Here is a 19,242-nt window from a genome sequence, read left to right as displayed (position 1 = left end):
TATGTAAATATTATTTCCCTTCAACGCCCGAATAATTTTTCTATATCAGATAATTGTAATTTGATAAAAGTAGGACGTCCATGATTGCATTGACTGCTATTAGTACTTTTTTCCATTTCTCGTAATAATTGATTCATTTCAGTGTATTGCATTTTTCTACCTGAACGGATAGAGCCATAACAAGCTATAGTTGCAAGTATTTTTTCCATTTTATCTGTTACATTATGTGTTGTATTATTGTCTATAATTTCATCAACAATATCTCGCAGGAGTTTTAATATATTGTTTTTAGAGAGAATTGCAGGAATTTCACGGACAACAATAGCATTGGGGCCAAAACGTTCAACTGTGATTCCTAATCGGCGTAGATTTTCATGATGTTCTATGATGAGAGTGCATTCTTCTTCAAGAAGATCTATTATTTCTGGAATTAATAATGTTTGTGAAGGAATGTTTTCGTTATAAAAATCTTTGCGCATTTTTTCAAAAACAATTCGTTCGTGTGCAGCATGTTGATCTACAATGACTAATGCATCAGAGGTTTGCGAAATAATATAGTTTTGATGAATTTGTGCACATGCTATTCCAAGTTGATATTGCGATTTATCATTTTCTTCAACAGGATCATTGTCCAACAAATATGTGATATTATCTTTCGGAACTAAATATTTTATATCTATGTCCTTGTTTTGGAGGAAAAATTTTTCTTGATTATTGGTATGCAATGAATCTTCATGTTTATACGGATGAATTTGTTCTGAATTATTTTGATGAAAGGAAGCAATCATCTTGTTAGATATAATGGAAGAAGTAGATATTACTTTTTTATTTATTGCTTTTTGAATGCTTTGAATAATCAAATTACGCACTATTTTAGGGTTGCGAAAACGAATATCATACTTTGCAGGATGGACGTTGACGTCTATTTGTCTTGGTTCAATTTCCAACAGAAGAACAGCAACAGGATATCTTCCTAATGGTATAGTTTCAGCGTAAGCCATTCGAATAGTCGAAAGAATAAATTTATCGTGAATTATTCTACCATTGACAAAAAAATATAATTGACTTGTATTTCCTCTATTGAAAGTAGGAATTCCTGTATATCCTTTTAACTTAATTTCATTCGATTTTTCGTTAATTTCGACTGCATTATTAATAAAATCTTCTCCAATAACTTGAGAAATACGCTTGGAAAAATCACCATTGGTAGATTTGAAATCTATTTTACAACGATTGCTTTTGATCGTTGAGAATGTGAATCTTACTGTAGGATAGGCAATAGCCATGCGTTTGATCACATCAGTGATTAAGTTAGTTTCTATTTGTTCGCTTTTTAAAAAATTTAACCTTGCTGGGATTGTAAAAAAAAGGTCTCGTACTTCTACAATAGTTCCGGGATTCATGGCTACCGGACGAACAGGCGATATTGTTTCTCCAGAAACGGTTATTTGTGCACCAGTATCATTGTGATAAGGTCGACTCATTAAAGTAAGATTAGATACGGACCCTATTGAAGGTAGCGCTTCACCTCTAAAACCAAGGGTGCGAATATTGGAAAAATCATCTAATATTTTCGATGTACAGTGGCGTTTTACTGCCATTGGCATTTCTTCTGATACTATGCCAAAACCATTGTCAGTAATTTGAAAGAAAGATTTTCCTCCTCCTGCAATTACTGTTTCAATGCATTTTGACTCTGCATCAAGAGAATTTTCTATTAACTCCTTGATGGCAATGGCTGGCCTTTCAATGATTTCACCGGCTGAGATCTGATTAATGATCTTATCAGAAAGTTTTCTAATCTTCATGGCGTTTAGTACTTTAGATGTAACATGTTAGATTATATGATTTTTATAGTCATACTATAAAATTAAATAAGTATAACAACTTTTTATCATTGAGTATTTTTATTTTGAGCAAATATATTTGTGATACGGCAAAAATCTTCTACTGAAATATTTTCTGCTCTGAGGCTAGGCTCTATATTTGCTTGGCGCAATAAATTTTCTCCTCCTAATGTTTTCAAACTTTGTTTTAGCATTTTGCGTCTTTTCCCGAAAGATTCTTGCGTGACTTTTTTGAGAGATTCTAAACAACAGGGGATAGGATTTAAACGAGGAGTAAAATGAACAACTGTCGAAGTTATTTTAGGAGGAGGGAAAAACACATGAGGTGGAATATCAAATACCATTTTGGTTTTTGTTCTCCAGTTGCTCAGAACGCTTAGTCTTCCGTAATGAGGAGTGTTTTGAGAGGCTGTGATGCGTTTCCCTACTTCTTTTTGAAAAAGAAGAGTTAATGATTCCCAAAAAGGAGGCCAAGTATCTGCAGTAATCCAGTTAAATAATAATCGTGTTCCAATATTATATGGAAGATTTGCGATTATGCGTGTAGGGGAGGATATGTTTGAAAATTGTTTGAAATCTACTTTTAATGCATCATCTTGTATGATTTCCAATCGATTAAGATATTGCAAAGAGAGATTTTTTAAAATTGGGAAAAACTGTGGATCTTTTTCTAAAACGATAACTTTTTCTGCTCCTAATGTTAAAAGAGTTTGGGTTAAGTTGCCTGGTCCTGCTCCAATTTCGATGACAGTTATTCCATGTAATGGACCTGATATTTCTGCAATTTTTTTTAGAATATTAAGATCAAAAAGAAAATTTTGTCCCATTTTTTTATGTGGAACAATTGCATGATGGAAAAGAATGTTTTTTAAAGAGTAAGGTTTATTTTTTAGGGGCATTGCATAAATTCTTTTGATATCCGAGTTGTGCGGCTATTTTAAGGGAAAAAACAAGACTTTCTTCTTGAGTAAGAGAACTTCCTGCAATATCAAAGGCTGTGCCATGATCAGGAGAGGTACGTATGAAGGGCAAACCCAGTGTGATGTTGACTGTTTGATTAAAGTTAAGAGTTTTTATCGGAATAAGCGCTTGATCATGATACATACAAATAGCGACATCATAGCATTTGCGTGCACTATCATGAAACATACTGTCAGCGGGAAGAGGGCCGACAACATCTTTATTATCATTTTTTAAATGTAAAATGGCTGGAGCAATGATGTTTTTTTCTTCTAGACCAATAGTTGCATTTTCTCCTGCGTGTGGGTTAAGACCTGATATGGCAATACGAGGATGGTTTATGCCGAAATATTTTTTCAGAGAATTATGTACGGTATTAGATGTTTCTATAATTTTTTTTGTTGAGAGTGTATGATGAATTTCTGTAATCGGTATGTGGATTGTTACTGGTACAGTGCGTAATTGTGGTCCACATAACATCATTACTGGATTAAAAGTAATGCCTGTATTTTTTTTTGCTAATTCAGCTAAAAATTCTGTGTGTCCAGGGAATTTGAAGTTTTCTTGGTATAGCAAAAACTTTGAAATCGGATTGGTAACTATTGCGAGTGCCTGGCCGGACAGAGTAAGGAATACACCTTTTTCAATACTGGAAATGGTACTAGATGCTGTTTGAGGATTTGGTTTTCCCGCAACAACTTTCACTCCACATGGGCAACTTATAAATGGCAATGCTTTTTTAAAAACTGAAACTGCATTTTTGCAATCTGTTTCATACAAAGGAATATCAAGGTTAAGTTGTTTAGCGCGCATATTAAGGACATCCGGATCTCCAACATAAATAAAGGGAGGGATTGATTTTGTCTTACGATCTTTCCATGCTTTTAGTGATATATCGGGACCGATGCCTGCCGGATCTCCTTGAGTAAGAATCAACGGTAAAGGGGAAAAATATTCATCCATAAAATATATTTAACCTATTAGTAGTAATGGATATTTGCATTTGAACGTAATTTTTCCATGTATTCTTCTGAGTGTTTTTCCATTTTTGTAGGGATATTATGATTCTTAAAATATTCTTGCAAAGCAATTTCGCCATTTAAATCTTTTTTGCTGCAAATAGCTATGTATTCTACACCTCTTTCTGTCACATAGGGATCAGTTGTATTATTCTCTTCCTTTTTTAAAAGCTCTTGTAATCGAGGATTTAAATCGTATTCTACAATATATTGGGGTTTGCTAACCGATACATCGTGTATCTTAGAAGCAAAATTTTCAATATTATTACAATCTTTTGGAAATTTGAATCGTGATTCTTGTGCTTCATCCATTCTTTTATTAATGAAGTCTTCATTTTTTATTTTGTCATCAGGTATTGAAAAAATCATTATCCTTATAAGATATTCGTGAACACGGGTATTATTTTTCATTTTTTGTATATTAGGTGGCATTTCTCTTTCAATATTTTGATGTTTAAACATAAAGTCTCTCTTGATAAAATCACCCCATGTTAATTGGATCGCAAGATACTTCTTGAAGTGATTTTCACCAACGCCTTTTTCATTTAAAAGAGAGATAAAATCCTTTTCGGACATTCCATTATTTCTAGCATGTTGTGCAAAAAAATAGTTAATAGTATCTTCGTTTAGTATCATTCCATATTTTGCTATTTCCTGACTCTTTAAAGTTTCCATTATAAGTTCTTGTTCTGCTCTTTTTCCCAATTCTCCGTTGATTTCTTCAAGTTTTAAAAGAGCTATGCGTCTTGCGATATCACCATCAGTTATTGCTTCTCCATTCACTGTAATTTGTATTTGACTAGATATTGCCCAAGATTGAGATGAAGTAATAGAAATAACACATACGATAAACATAAAATATGTTATGAACATTTTGATGAAAGTGTTCAATGAACTAAAAAAATTGAAGATCATTTAAGATACCTTGTATTGAATGCATATATTGCAATTTTAACGCATACTTTTTAACGCATACTTATAGATTATACGTATCCTCCAGATCCGTCAAATAATGAAGAAGATGTGCTGATTTCTCCAATAGTTCGGAGTGATAATTCCGCTGTAATTTTATAATCACTCTTGTTTGCTGACGGTAGATTGGTATAAGAAATTTTGAAAGTAGCGCAATCATTTTGATATGTTAATCCAATTGAATGAGACGGTATTGTTTCACGATTATGTATATTCCATCTTAATGATCCATTCGCAGAAAAAGAATCGTTTATTTTGAATTTTACATTGGATTGAATAATATCACTCGTAATATCGTAATGATATACAGGATATTTAGGAATATGTGTATAGCTGAAATTCGATTGGAATGAATTCATAGTATAGTTAATATTCGTATCTGTACGGCGTATAGACCAATGTTTGCTATTAATCAAATTTTGAGTAGAAAGCATGATGTTGTGAGGGAAAGATATACTTATTGCTCCAACGTAATCAGAAAATTTATCCTCAAGTCCTGAGTTTTCCCCTATACCTATGGAGTCAGGAACAGAAAAAGAATTTGTTCCAAGCATGTGAATCGATTGCCCGAATACTCCATTAATTGTAAATAGATTATTAAAATTTCCTGTGTAGCGAATTCCTAAGTTAGAGCGACTTCCGCCTTCTGTGCGATCAAAGCCAGAAAATCTATTTTGTGTAAAAAGGGATGCCGAATTAAGTACAAGGCTTTGAGAATCTTCATTAGGTATTTTGGTGATATATTGTTCATCTGTGGATGCGTATATTTGTCCTATTCCCTCTAAAACATGGCGTGATTTTTGAGTGGTAGCTACAATTGGATACCTTACATCTAACCCTGCAGTTAGCATTTTGCGTGCAGTAAAATTTGGATTGTTTCTTAGCGTATGATTCACATGATCTCTCTCAAAAGAAAGGTAGTGTAGATCTCCTTTCACATTTGCAATAGGGGTAAAAATTGTTCCTAAAGGTCCTATAAAAGCTCTTCTCCAGTCTGCTTCTAGACTTAATCGTTTATTTGAACCGGAAGGGACCCATATCTCTGGATAATAATCGTTTGCATTGATACTACTTGTTGTTGTTTTTGCACGAGATATTGCGGTCAAATTACCAGTAATAGATATTTTTTGGCGCTGAGGATATTGAGCATTAACATAGTTATAGTTTATGGAAGGATAAATATTAGCTTGTGGGAATTGTTTTTCGTGCCAAGATAATGGCTCCTGGATGTAATAGTGTAATGCTCGTAGATCAACATCATGTCTTTTCTTATTCCCATGCAAATATACCTCATTTATCCTTGTTCTTATGGAAAGGGGTTCTGAATAATAGTTGTAATAATGCAGGCCAGGGGTTTGTGCTGTTAGTGTCCATCCAAAATTCCATGTGGGGTTTATTTGGAATTTTGCCATGGATGAAACTATTGCTTGGTGACGTGTTGCTAAAGGATATTTACTAATATTAAATATATTATACATGTGAGCAGCATTTAATATATGTGTGCCATCATAAAAGTATTTGCGCAGTTCAATCTCACTTAAAAAACCTTTTGTAGGATAAGGAGAAAAAGTGAATGTTGCATCTGCGCTATCAGATATCACTACATAGTAAGGTATACCAAATCCAAATTTTTGATCTGTTCCAGAATGAAATATTGGTGTTAGGAATCCTGTTTTTCGTTTCACGGTTTCATCTGGGATTTCGATAATTGGAAGATAGATTACAGAATTTTCGAAAATCTCTAAATGTGTTTTCTCTAGGCGAATAGTATGTGCTTCCCTATTAAGCACAATTCTTTTAGATTTTACCATCCAAAAAAGAGGTTTTTCCCCCTGAGAACAACTAGCACAAGCAGTATATGTTCCTTGATCAAAAACAGTTCTTTTACCGTCAATCATTTCAGCGCTTGAAGCGGTCAAATAACTTTTATTAGGGAGATTTATAGTGATATTTTTAATGATGCCGTTTGTAAAATCATCAGTTATATCCATATATTCTGCATATATGAGATGTTTATTAGGATCAATAAGTGTAATATTGCCACTAGCAATAATTCTATGTTTTTTTTGATCCAATATTACTTTTTGGGCGGTAAGATAATAACCATTGTATTTTATTTTTACTTTTCCAATAGCAGTTGTAGTCTTGTTTGTTGAATCAAAAAACATATCGTCGGAAGATACTGTTATTTCTGCATTACTAATGGTTTTTTTGCCATTGTTTTGAGGAATATCATTTGGGATTACCTTTGTATCTGCGGGAATTTCTCCTTCGATATTTGTGAGAATGAGACTAAACATTAGGAAGGCTATTATACTAAGCCAGTGTTTGTAATTATATCGCAACTTTAACCATCCTCTTTTTTCAGAAGAATTAATATGCTAAGGGATACCGTGGAAACAATTGGAATTAATGCTGCAGCATAGGGAAGGAGAGTGCCATTTTTCCCAAGTGATTTCATAAGTGTTATAATAGTATAAAGCATAACTCCAGCAAATATTCCATATGCGATGATAATGCGAGGCTGATTAGATCTGTTAAAATCTAAAGACACAGAAGCTGCGATCAATGTCATAGCCACAAGCATAAATGGTATAGAGATGAGAAAATAGAATTGAGTTTCCAAACGATGATTAAGAAAAACATTAGATTCATTATAAAAAATAATCTTTTTGACGATATCATAGAAAGAATAAGGTAAAAATTGTTCTGATATTTTTTGAAAACCATTAATTTTAATAGGGATGTTTAGGACCATTGATTCTCTAAAAATTGGAGCGGTATCATACTGATATTCAAAAACGTCTTTAAGGTAAATTTCATTATTATTTATAATAGCATGATGAGCATCTTGTCGGTGAATGATTTTGCTTTTTTTATCAACAGTAATGATGGAGACATCCTTCAATATATTTTTCCCTGGAATTATTTTTTTTGCTCCTACAAAAATTTCTTGTTGGGGATTTTTCAGATGAGCCCAAGGGATTATTTTTGATTTTTTATTATCATTATTTTGCCATTGTTCTATAATATTATTCCCTATTTTTTCTCCTGTAATAGAAATTGGATTGACAAATAATATTATAAATATTCCTATCAAAAATGATCCAGTGGCAAAAGGGGCAAGCAATTGCCATATGGAAATTCCTATGGCACGCGAGACAATTAATTCATTGGTTTTATTGAGTCTAAAAAAAACAACTATATTAGCAACCAAGATTATGAATGGAATGACTTGTTGGATTATTAACGGTACGCGCGTGAAGACTAGTATGATCCCCCAAGATGTTTCATACTTAGGAAGTCCACCCATTCGCGTTTGTATTTCGTTGAGGTCAATAACGAAAATTAATACGGTGATTGCTAATAAAAAGTATAAAGTATTCTTCAAATAATATTTAAAAAAATACTTCCATAAAATCCCTGGCATAAAATCTCCAATATTGCAGTAATATAATGAATTATCTTGCTATATTTTTGTATATTTATTCTGAATCATAAAGATAAATGTACTGGATGTACAAAAAAGGAATAGATATAACAATGGAATGTACCCAGGATTTTTCTCAATACCATTTATGATATAAGAAAATCCTCCGAAAAATCCAAAAGACATAGATAATGATATAAATATAGGGTGTATTTTTGATCGTTGACGCATAGATCCTCTTTTATCAGCTGCGATTATGGAAATGAGCCCAAATATTATAGGGAATAACCATTGCGTCAATCGTTTATGAAGTTCTGCACGATATGTTCCTATAAGTCCTGTTTGATAGCTAGGATTATTGGGGTCTGGATTTAAAAGGAAGGATAGATTGTGCTCTGGTGCTTTGAGTGCAATGGTTTGTGTGGAATTGGGAGATTGCATCGCCAAAGTATAAGATTTAAATTTTATAATTGATATTTCATTGGATAAAGGTGATTTACGATGTGTTTCACCGTCTTGTAGGATTATAGATTTTTTATCTAAATCTAAGAATCCGTTTAATGCATAGTATATGTTGTGCATTTGAGTATTACGTGCGTCCACCACAAAAATTCCTTGTAAGGTATTATTGCGATTATATTTTGAAATTTCTACATATAATTGGTCACTAATTTCGAAAAATGAGTTTTCTTCTAAAGCGCTAAATAAAAGGGTTAATTGCGCTCTTGCGCTTATTTGTTTGATTATAGCGCGACATTTGGGTTCTAGGCTGTTTTCTGATATGAATAAAAATACACTCAAGAGGGTAGCTAAGAGTAAAACAGGTTTTATAAGTGTAATGCGCGATGTTCCTGTATTATCAACAATAAGAAGTTCTGCATTTTTATTCATGGAAGTCAGAATATTAGTGCTTTCCATTGCGAAACAAAAAGGAATAACCATTGGGAAAATTGTTGGGATAATATTATAGGATATTTTAAATAAAACAGTTAAACTTTCAGTATCATACGATATAAGGTTGATCTGTCGTAAAACTTGTATTGTCCATGCGATAAAAATGACAAATGAGCATGCTATGAAAAATGATCGACTTATCTGACGCAATATGTAAATTTCAAATATTTTCATGGATAAAGATTTATAATCTTGAAAGATGGTTTCTGGGAATGATAAAAAAGATAGACTGTATTTTTTAAACTACATATTTTTTCTGAACATTATACTAAATAGTAAGGTGTCACTTCTATCGCATATAAATGTAGTTGTCATCTATATTTTTATATTTTATTAATGGAAGTGTTCATAGGGTAGTAGAAAGTCATATAAAAAGGTAAGAACACAATTATGGATATGAATTTTTCATTTGCAAAGAGTCCTTCTATTAAAAAAGGTGGGCTGGCGATTCTTTTGAAAACAAGTTTTTCCGAGATCTCAGGTCTTTCTTTTATCGGTTCTTCTAGTTCTATAATGCGTGCGGCATCTATAAAAAAATTTACAGGTGAATCTAAATCACATTTAAATATTTTAGTTCCCGTGGATTGTGTGTGGGATCGTTTAGTTGTTGTTGGTATTGGTGATCCTAGAAAGGGAGTTTGTTCTTGGTTAAAAGCAGGTGGATATGCAGCATCTTATGTAGAAGAAGACAAAAACATTGAAATCTTTGTTGATATTCCTGAATATTCTATAACAAAAGCAGAAATCAGAGATTTTATTATTGGTTTTATGTTGAAAAGTTATACTTTTGATCGATATAAAACAAAAAAGACAGATGGTTCTTCTATGCTATCTAGTGAGGGGGATATCTCAGTTACGATTGTTACACAAGAATTTGAGCAATTTAGTAAAGTTATAGAAGATGTTAAATCTGTTGTTAAAGGGGTTAATTTAGCTCGAAATATTGTCAATGAACCAGCAAATGTTTTGGGTACGGATGAATTTTGTGAACAAGTGAGAAAACTTGAAGATCTTGGAGTTGAAGTAGAAATCCTTGATAAGAGTTCTATGCAGAATTTGGGAATGCAAGCTCTTCTTGCTGTATCTCAAGGATCTTCTCGTCCTCCATATTTAGTAGTAATGAAGTGGAAAGGTGGAGATTCAGGGCAAAAACCTCTTGCTTTTGTGGGAAAAGGTGTTGTTTTTGATAGTGGGGGAATTTCTATTAAGCCTTCTAATGGTATGGAAGACATGAAAGGTGATTTGGCTGGTGCTGCAGCTGTTACTGGATTGTTATGCGTTTTAGCAGGGCGCAAAGCAAAGGTTAATGCCATTGGTATTTTAGCTTTAGTTGAGAATATGCCAGATGCTTCTGCACAGCGTCCTGGTGATATAGTACGATCAATGTCTGGTCAAACTATTGAGGTAATTAATACGGATGCAGAAGGAAGGCTGATTCTTGCGGATGCACTGTGGTATTGTCATACCCATTATAATCCTTGTTTGATGGTTGATTTGGCGACGTTGACTGGTGCAATGGTCGTTTCTTTGGGGAATATTTATGCTGGATTATTTGCAAATAATGATACGTTATCTGAACAGTTACTTTCTTCTGGATTGTCTACGGGAGAGCTCCTATGGCGTATGCCTATGAGTGAGGAATACAATAAACTTATCGAAAGTAAGTTTGCTGATATGAAAAATATTGGTGGTCGGGGTGCTGGCTCTATTGTGGCTGCTCAGTTCTTGGAGAAGTTTGTGAATGATACTTTGTGGGCGCATATAGATATTGCTGGAACAGCTACAGGCAATCATTTTAAAGAAATTAATCCATCTTGGGCATCGGGATTTGGAGTACGTTTGTTAGACGAATTTGTAAGATCTTTTTATGAGAAATGAGTGCGTTTCTTTTCTATCGATTCAAAAATGATTGGCAGGATGATTTATCATTTTTGTTACAAGGAGAATATGAAAATGGTCAACGAATTTCTATCCAATTTGGATCTGAAAGGATGCGTGATGCATTCAATGAGTACTTATGGGTGTGGAAAGCGGATAGTTTTCTCCCTCATGGTGTTGATGTAGGGGATGAAGAGGTTTTTTCATCTTTTCAACCAGTTTTGTTGACGATAAGTTCTTTGAATGCTAATTCGTCTTCTATACGATTTTTTGTTGATAGAGCGTCTTTTCAAATGAGGGATGTGGACCTTTATAAGAAATTGGTTTTTATTATAAATACTGATGATCAAGAAAGCCTTGAATGGGGGCGTGAAAATTGGCGTAATCTTAAAAATAGAGGGTATTCACTGGATGCTTTGTAATTCAGCTCTTATAAGAAGATCATGTATGGATATAAAAGCTTTAATGTAGTAAATTTATCACAATATTAAAGATATTTTCACCATATTGGGAATAGATTTTGCAATTAGTGTAATATCAAAATTAGTGATCAGTAGAATATTTATATGTATATTTAAAATAGGATTGATATGGCTATAGAAAAAACTTTTTCAATGATCAAACCTGATGCTGTAAAGCGTAATTTGATAGGCTCTATTATTAGAGATTTAGAAGATATTGGGTTACGTATAGTAGCAGCTAAATTTACTTGGATGAGTGAAAAACAAGCGGAATGTTTTTATATGGTTCACAAAGATCGCAATTTTTTTCCTGAATTAGTGCAAACAATGGCTTCGGGGCCGGTTTTTTTGCAAGTTCTTGAGGGGGAAAAAGCTGTTTTCAAAAACCGTGAGGTTATGGGAGATACTGATCCTAAAAAAGCATTGAAAGGTACTATTCGTAATAAATATGGTATTTCAATAGGTGAAAATTCTATACATGGTTCGGATTCGTTGCAAACTGCTTTAGAAGAAATATCTTATTGGTTTGCTAAAAATGAAATTGTGAGATAATTTTTCTTTTTATTCCTTGTATACGAGTAAAATATTTCAAATTTTCATATATGACACTTGTTCACAATATTTTTCATTCATTCGATCGCAATATAAGAGATAGATTCTTTTTTGCATCTATAATTTAACAGAAAATATTTTCTGTTAAATTATGGGGCAAGGAGAAAAATGCACTATAAAATCATATCCATGGTCTTGCTTCAGTTATTAAAATGGATTTTTACAGTTTGTTGTTATTTTTTTATCGATATTTAAAAATTACCCATTATTAGGGGCAATCAGCTATATTGCTTGATTTATATTTATAATTTCACAATGTTGTTTTTTATTTATTCATCATAAGTTTAATCCCCCTCTATCATATTTATGTCACATAGATTATAGTCCAGAAAATATTTTTTATAAATTATATAGTTCAAAAAATATATTGTGGGATAATGTATGATTTTTTACAAAAAGTTTAATTTTCATTTTCAAAGACTAAAAAATTCTTGTTTAGGAGCTTTTGCTGTAATGCTGGCATTGATGTTGCCGGGATTATTATTATTGGGAGGCATTTTCATTGATATAGCTCGTTGGATGCATTATCGCAGTTCTTTAACACAAGTTATTGAAGCATCTATTTTGTCTACTTCAGTGGTTTTAGCAAATTCTGTAAGTAAGGCCCGTGATAAACATGGTTTTAAATTATCAGAGTACAAATTAAAAGAAAATTTGTTAGCTAATTTTAAAGAAAATATCAAAAATATTTTTGCAGAAGCAGATTGTGAACAACTTATCAATAACAGGAAAATGTCGGTGACACTTAATGGTAATAACTCTGTTAATACGATTTCTCTTGCTTCGAGTTATGATTTAAAGCCAAATCCATTGATTTTTATTCTAGGGATGATGAATATAAAATCATACCCAGTGCATGCTATTTCTAAAGGGGAAGTCAACTTGCAAGACGAAAGCGTAATGGAAAATGATATATACATCCAATGGGTCATAGATTCATCTGGCTCTATGGATCATAATTACTTGAAGTATGATGAAATAGGTGGATTCTATCATATGAATTGTCTTTCTAAAAGGTTACATTCAAACATACTTCCTTCTCCTAAAGACTATAACTCGAGAATTGCTGTTGTAGATAGTAGAAATGTTGTAGATAGTATAAATGGAGAGATATATAAACATGCCCTTTCGTGTAATCAGTATTTATACAATTTTTTTTATCCCCCAGAATTGTATCCATCTTATGCTGAAAAAAAGGCACTTTTCGATATACAAGATTACTTTATTATTAAAAAATATGTTGTTCGTGATGCTATGGCGGTATTGATGAGTGCTATCCGTAAAATGAAGAATTTTAGAGATAGAGTCTGGATGTCAGCAATTTTTTTTTCGGATAAGATTGATATTAATACAGGTTTTCAATCGAGTATGGAGCATGTTAAAAGTGCTGTAAGACACAATGACATGTCGGATAAAGGTAGTTCCACCGATATTTATAAGGCAATTCTTGAGGCAGACAAACAAATGAACTCTCTGCAAGGTAACAATTTGGACAGGTATTTAATATTTTTGACAGATGGAGCTGATATGTTGGGGAATCATGCACCAATAATACAACGTTGTAATGAAATTAAAAAACGTGGTGTAATAATAATAACACTGGCTTTTTCAGTTAGCTTACAGGAAAGAGAAAAATCTTTTGCATTATTGAGTTCATGTGCAACTCCAGGATATTTTTTTAAACCTGATGATTCTGAGGCACTCAATAAAATTTTTCGTGATAAAATATTAAATGCTATTTTCAAACGAGTAATTAAGATTACAAAATAAAATATTATTTTTTAATATAAGAGATAGATGATAATATATTTGCTATGATTAGATTATAAAAATTTTGATGAGTTTAAATACATAAGTATTAGATAAATATTAGTTGTAAAAGATTATTCCTTTTTCTTGAAACATCTTCAATTTTTTTATTGTTCGGAATGGAAGAGGGTCTCTATAATTTATAGGATATTATAGATTTATCTTAGAGGGAATACTCATTTTATATTTTATAAGAATATATGGAATACAATTTATGGATACCGTATAATTTGTTAGAGTTAATTGATATATTGATAAATATTTAGTAATATACGTTGATTAGATATAATTTCGTATTTAATTCATCAAGTAAATTTATTCCGTTGGATTACAAAACACTGTATTTTATATGTTGTATTTTTGATAGTGTATTGTGATCTAATGGAAGAATATACCGGCACATATATCATAATATTTAATTGTTATTTTATGGATCTATATAACATTATCCATTGAATATAAAATTTGTTATATAAAACTCTCATGCATATGGATTAGATTAATTTTAGATTAAAGTAACCCTATTAATCATCGAAGACCATCGGATCAAGCATAAAAATCATTTATTCCCTAGATATTTTCGGAATAAATTTAAGTCTAATTTATTTTCCCAGCGGCTAATAACAACTGTCATTACTGCATTGCCGATAAAATTTGTTACCGATCGGCATTCTGACATGAATCTGTCAACGCCTAATATCAATGTTATTCCAGTAATTGGTAAGGATGGAACTAAAGTTATCGTGGCGGCTAGAGTTATAAAAGCAGATCCTGTTACTCCTGCTGCTCCTTTTGATGATAGCATTGCTATTAAGAGAATACCCAACTGATCTTGTATGCTTATAGGAACATTAGTTGCCTGTGCAATGAATAGTATTGCTAATGTTAAGTAAATATTGCTGCCATCGAGATTAAAAGAATATCCTGTAGGAACAACCATACTTACGATTGAACGATGGCAACCAGCATCTTCCATTTTTTTCATTAATCCTGGAAGGGCGGATTCTGAAGAAGATGTGCTTAAAACTAAAAGAATTTCTTCTTTTAAAAACATTATTAATTTGATCACGGAAAAATTGCAAAATCGTGCCAACAATCCTAAGACTACTAAAATAAAAAAAGCAGATGTGAAATATAAGCATGATACTAGAAAAATAAGGTTATATACTGAAGAGAGACCATACTTTCCTATAGTAAAGGACATGGCGCCAAATGCTCCTAAAGGCGCAATTTTCATAACAATAGATACCATCTTAAAGACAGGAAAATTAATCTCTTCAAGAAATTTCTTAACAGTATTTGACTTTTCACCAACAAGTGATAGAGCAATTCCAAAGAGCAAGGCAACGGTCAACGTTTGTAATATATTTCCAGACGTCAATGCGCTCACAGCTGTTTCGGGGATTATCTCCTTTATAAAACTAATAAAATGCTTTTTTTCAGCTTGTTGTATATGAGCGATACTGGCGGTACTTATCGAATTTAAGTCAACATTCATTCCGACGCCAGGTTTAGCTATATTCCCAACGATTAAGCCGATGATTAATGCTAACATTGAGAATATAAAAAAGAGGAGCATGGATTTCCAAAATATCCGTCCAATTACTTTCATATCTTTCATGCGTGCTATTCCTGTAGAAACGGTAAGGAATATCACTGGTGTTATTAGCATTCGTGTGATTTTTATAAAAATATCGCTAAGTGGCTGCATTTGCGCGCCTATTTGAGGCGCAAAATGTCCAAGAGCTATGCCAGCAGAAATCGCAATAATTACTTGAATATATAGAATCTTGTATAGAGGAGGCCGATTACCTCCATGAAGTTGGATCGATTCCTTCATAGTGTTCTCTCAAATTTGTATAGCACTAAAGTTTATAAACATTCTGGAAAATAATTTTTACACATATTGATCTATAAAATCTATAAAAATTTCTTATTAATAACGGATATTATAGCTTGAATAACATTTTTTATAATTTTTATGGCTTATACGTATAGTTTAGAGTAAATTAAATCCTTATTTTTCTAACAAATTATTATTTTTGAGAATAGTGTTCGATCTATGTTGTGTTATCTTGAGAATAAAAAATGGTAATTTTTTATTCAATTTGATCACCTTTCAAATATTTTGGGCAAGTTATTCGTGATTGGGCGGATTATTTCTTGTGCAAGAGTAGTACGCTCTGCTGTAAATAGAACTTCAGCAGGGAATCCATTGCGTAGTTCTATTTTACTATTGAAGTAAGTAGGGTCGATAATTTTTAAAATGACTTCATAATAGTTTTGTATTTGTAGATCACTGTTTTTTTGTGAGATGATGGGATTTATTTTTTCTATAATTGCCTTAAATTGTTTTTCCTGAATATCATCATAATGTGGAAAACGTATTATGGCGGTATGACCGTGTTTAACATGTTGCATTTGTTGAGGAGTGACTTTTGCTCTGATGTAGGTAAGTTTACTATGGGGAACTATCTTCATTAAGAGTTGTGATTGTTGTGCGTAGTTACTGGAAGAAAAACTTTGATTATATACAACCGTTCCAGTAATTGGAGATACAATTGTTTGTTGGCTTATTTTTTTTTCAAGGATAGTGAGTTTTGACATTTCATCTGTGAAAGTACGTTGATTTTGTTCTAAGTCACGTGATATTTCTGTGAGATAATTAGCAAACTCTACATTTGCTTCATCATGTAATTCATTGATATGACGCAATATATTCTTCTGTTCATTTGTATTGTCTTGGAATTCAAGTTGGCTTTTATAAACGATTCTTTCTTGTTGATTGAAATCGTTTTTGCTAATCACATTATGTTTAAGAAGCTCTTGCATCATTGTTAAATCTTTATGATGAGATGATAAGAGCGCATGTAATAGAGGAGCTTTATTTTTGAGATCAAGATAATTCAAATAAATGTTTTTTATACGTGTTAATTTCAGCTTTAATGATCTATATATGCTGGATATTCTATAATTAAAAAATTGAGAACAAGTGGAAGGATAATCCTCTAAAAAGTCTAGTAGTTTGTTATCTTGTGTTGCAAAAGATTTTTCAATATTGTCGTATTTATTGTGTAGAAAGCTCAATGCAGTTTTTGTTGTCTCTATGCGGCATCGTAAATCATCAATAAATGATTTTTTCAAATCAATGAGATCTGTAGTTTCAGTATCCTCGAATGTTAGGATAGGTGCTCCTTGTAGTATATGGGATCCATCTTTTGCTGAAAATTTTTTTATGATACCAGAAAAGGGAGATTTTACTTCAACAACATCATCGTCATTTAAAATTTCTCCAGAAGCAGAAACATGTATTTCTATAGGCATTATAATAGACCATGTAATTAGTCCAATAATTCCAATAGAGAATAATAAAGTAGTTTTTTCGAGAAGTGTAAATTGATTTTTTTTAAAATTTTTCCAAATAAAATTATGCATTATTTTAATTTTTTATCTAACGGTGAGACAGGATTGTGAATTTGCGATTTTGTTTGTTGGTCCAAAAACAAACCCTTGTGTAGGATGGAATACTAGCAAAAAATCTGACATGCTAATAACTGTTGGATCATGTGAGACCATAACAATTGTTTTTTTATTCTCTTTGAACTTTTCAAGTAGTGTATAAAAAATATTCTTTGCTACTTTATCTAAGTAATGAAGGGGTTCATCCATCAAAAGAATCGCGGGATCATTCGCTATGATGCGTGATAAACAAATTTTTTGTGTAAGATTATAGGATATTTGATTAGCACTACAAGTAGTTAGATATCCTTTCTCAAGGGATAAAATATCTTCGTGACATCCTATAATTTTGGTTGCTTTTTGAGCAATGGATAATGAATTTTCCTCATGATAGTGAGATAAAGTGATATTTTCTATAATACTTATTGGGAATAAAGTGCAATTTTGTGAAAGATAGCCAATTTGTGTAAAATAATTTTCAATGAATTTTCGGGATGTTTTTTTGTCGCCGAATGAGATAATTCCGTTCCCTAGGGTAATTAAACCGATCATGGAAAGTAAGAGATCGCTTTTCCCACATCCGGGCGGCCCATAGATAACGCAATTTTTCCCTTCTGGGATAATAAAGGATAAATTTTTGCAAATAATTTGAGATGTTTTTTTGTCACGGAGTGTGATGTTATTTGCGGTGATAGTATTGTTTGGTAGTTGCATGCTTATTGAATCTTTTGGGCTAGATTCATTGATAATAGTAGTAGTAAGATCATTCAAACTTATGAGATGTTTGAAAGATTCTATTCCAATTTTTAGATATTTTTTTGCATTTATTATTTGTTCTAAGGGCGCGATTGCTCGAGTAGCAATAATAGAGGTCGCTATAATAGAGCCTGCTGATAAATTTTTATCGATAACCAGCCAGGCGCCTATTCCTAGGATTGATGATTGTAAAATCATGCGGAGTGTTTTTATGATAGATGTTCCAAAACATTGATTCTTTGCGAGAAGGAATAGATTGTCTTGCGAAATAGAGCGTTTTTTATTCCAATATTTTAATATAAAATCACGTGTAGAAGACGTATACATATACCCTGGATTATGCAGTATTGCGTTTCCAAAATGTATTTCATCTTGTCTGCTTGTGATAGATTGGTGTTCCAATTTTTCATTTTTTGTTTGAAATAGAAAAGTTATCGTTAGGATTAATATCCCGCTTATGAGAGCCCAAGATCCTAATATTGGATGAATGCAACAACTTAATATAATAAAAATTGGGCTGAATAGGGTGTCAAGAAAAGCAGGTAAAACTGGTGATTTGATAAATTGTTTGAGTTTATCAATAGAAGAGGCGATGGAAAGAAAATGCGCATCATCTACATCATATTTTTTGGTAACGGTTATGATATATGGTTGAAAAAAACGTTCTATTGAATTGGAGGATTCTATGAGTAATCTTGCGCGGATTAAGTCAAAACAAAAGAATAGTGCATAAAGAAAAATTGCTATTGTGCTTAACGCAACCAGATTGGTTTTGCTTCGGATGCTGATAATGCTATCGTAAACATGCATCATGTATAGTGGATTTGTTAAATAAAGAATATTTATAAAAAAACTAGGGAATATAGTTATAAAAAAAAATTTATAGTATATTTTTATAAAATCAAATAAATATTTTAAATAGTACATAGAAAATCCTTGTTATTGCATATTTATACACATTAAACTATTTACTAAATCGTATTTGTATTGTAAAATATGAGCACTATTTATTGTATAGTTACCTTTATATGGTAGTATATATTTTATAATTTTTAATTTATGATATTAATAATTTTAATGTAAAC

At 32.0% G+C, this 19,242-nt stretch carries 14 protein-coding genes; 4 read left to right on the top strand and 10 right to left on the bottom strand.

Features of this window, described 5'->3' with window-relative positions:
• Nucleotides 1-20: 20 nt before the first annotated feature.
• The 7 genes from mutL to G293_RS01525 all read right to left on the bottom strand — a co-directional run bounded on the left by mutL (nucleotide 21) and on the right by G293_RS01525 (nucleotide 9,356).
• On the bottom strand, nucleotides 21-1,808 hold the full coding sequence (mutL, locus tag G293_RS01555) for a DNA mismatch repair endonuclease MutL (RefSeq protein WP_047264011.1): 1,788 nt from the start codon (nucleotides 1,806-1,808) through the stop codon (nucleotides 21-23).
• Between the two features lie 86 nt (nucleotides 1,809-1,894).
• The gene (gene rsmA / locus G293_RS01550; RefSeq protein ID WP_047264010.1) at nucleotides 1,895-2,746 is read right to left on the bottom strand and encodes a 16S rRNA (adenine(1518)-N(6)/adenine(1519)-N(6))-dimethyltransferase RsmA; all 852 of its coding nucleotides are present in this window, start codon (nucleotides 2,744-2,746) and stop codon (nucleotides 1,895-1,897) included.
• Entirely contained in the window at nucleotides 2,730-3,770 is a 1,041-nt protein-coding gene (gene pdxA / locus G293_RS01545) for a 4-hydroxythreonine-4-phosphate dehydrogenase PdxA (RefSeq protein ID WP_047264009.1), read from the bottom strand. The genes rsmA and pdxA overlap by 17 nt, the downstream gene beginning before the upstream one ends.
• A 17-nt stretch (nucleotides 3,771-3,787) precedes the next feature.
• Nucleotides 3,788-4,609 (bottom strand): peptidylprolyl isomerase, encoded by an 822-nt coding sequence (locus G293_RS01540; RefSeq protein ID WP_244464435.1) that lies wholly within the window; start codon nucleotides 4,607-4,609, stop codon nucleotides 3,788-3,790.
• Nucleotides 4,610-4,809: 200 nt separating this feature from the next.
• A complete protein-coding gene (locus G293_RS01535; RefSeq protein WP_244464434.1) occupies nucleotides 4,810-7,098 on the bottom strand; it encodes an LPS-assembly protein LptD in 2,289 nt (762 codons plus the stop codon).
• 47 nt (nucleotides 7,099-7,145) lie between these two features.
• Nucleotides 7,146-8,228, bottom strand: coding sequence for an LptF/LptG family permease (locus G293_RS01530; RefSeq protein WP_047264006.1), 1,083 nt, complete (start codon nucleotides 8,226-8,228; stop codon nucleotides 7,146-7,148).
• Nucleotides 8,229-8,267: 39 nt separating this feature from the next.
• Complete coding sequence (locus tag G293_RS01525; protein ID WP_047264005.1) at nucleotides 8,268-9,356, bottom strand: LptF/LptG family permease; 1,089 nt, start codon at nucleotides 9,354-9,356, stop codon at nucleotides 8,268-8,270.
• A gap of 216 nt (nucleotides 9,357-9,572) precedes the next feature.
• On the opposite strand from G293_RS01525, the gene G293_RS01520 reads away from it, so the two are divergent.
• The 4 genes from G293_RS01520 (at nucleotide 9,573) to G293_RS01505 (ending at nucleotide 13,903) form a co-directional block, all read left to right on the top strand.
• Nucleotides 9,573-11,060, top strand: a complete 1,488-nt coding sequence (locus tag G293_RS01520; protein WP_047264004.1) for a leucyl aminopeptidase — start codon at nucleotides 9,573-9,575, stop codon at nucleotides 11,058-11,060.
• Nucleotides 11,057-11,482, top strand: coding sequence for a DNA polymerase III subunit chi (locus G293_RS01515; protein ID WP_047264003.1), 426 nt, complete (start codon nucleotides 11,057-11,059; stop codon nucleotides 11,480-11,482). The genes G293_RS01520 and G293_RS01515 overlap by 4 nt, the downstream gene beginning before the upstream one ends.
• A 168-nt stretch (nucleotides 11,483-11,650) precedes the next feature.
• Nucleotides 11,651-12,073, top strand: a complete 423-nt coding sequence (ndk, locus tag G293_RS01510) for a nucleoside-diphosphate kinase (RefSeq protein ID WP_047264002.1) — start codon at nucleotides 11,651-11,653, stop codon at nucleotides 12,071-12,073.
• A 441-nt stretch (nucleotides 12,074-12,514) separates the two neighbouring features.
• The gene (locus G293_RS01505) at nucleotides 12,515-13,903 is read left to right on the top strand and encodes a vWA domain-containing protein (RefSeq protein WP_047264001.1); all 1,389 of its coding nucleotides are present in this window, start codon (nucleotides 12,515-12,517) and stop codon (nucleotides 13,901-13,903) included.
• Nucleotides 13,904-14,501: 598 nt separating this feature from the next.
• Here G293_RS01505 and dctA read toward each other — a convergent pair.
• From dctA to G293_RS01490, 3 genes are all read right to left on the bottom strand, one after another.
• On the bottom strand, nucleotides 14,502-15,782 hold the full coding sequence (dctA, locus tag G293_RS01500; protein WP_047264000.1) for a C4-dicarboxylate transporter DctA: 1,281 nt from the start codon (nucleotides 15,780-15,782) through the stop codon (nucleotides 14,502-14,504).
• 272 nt (nucleotides 15,783-16,054) lie between these two features.
• Entirely contained in the window at nucleotides 16,055-17,266 is a 1,212-nt protein-coding gene (locus G293_RS01495; protein ID WP_244464431.1) for an HlyD family secretion protein, read from the bottom strand.
• 123 nt (nucleotides 17,267-17,389) lie between these two features.
• A complete protein-coding gene (locus G293_RS01490; RefSeq protein WP_244464430.1) occupies nucleotides 17,390-18,970 on the bottom strand; it encodes an ATP-binding cassette domain-containing protein in 1,581 nt (526 codons plus the stop codon).
• Nucleotides 18,971-19,242: the final 272 nt, after the last annotated feature.

The organism is Candidatus Liberibacter africanus PTSAPSY, from assembly GCF_001021085.1.
GTDB lineage: Bacteria > Pseudomonadota > Alphaproteobacteria > Rhizobiales > Rhizobiaceae > Liberibacter > Liberibacter africanus.
Note: the sequence above shows the minus strand (reverse complement) of the source record. Positions and strands in the feature narration are given on the sequence as shown.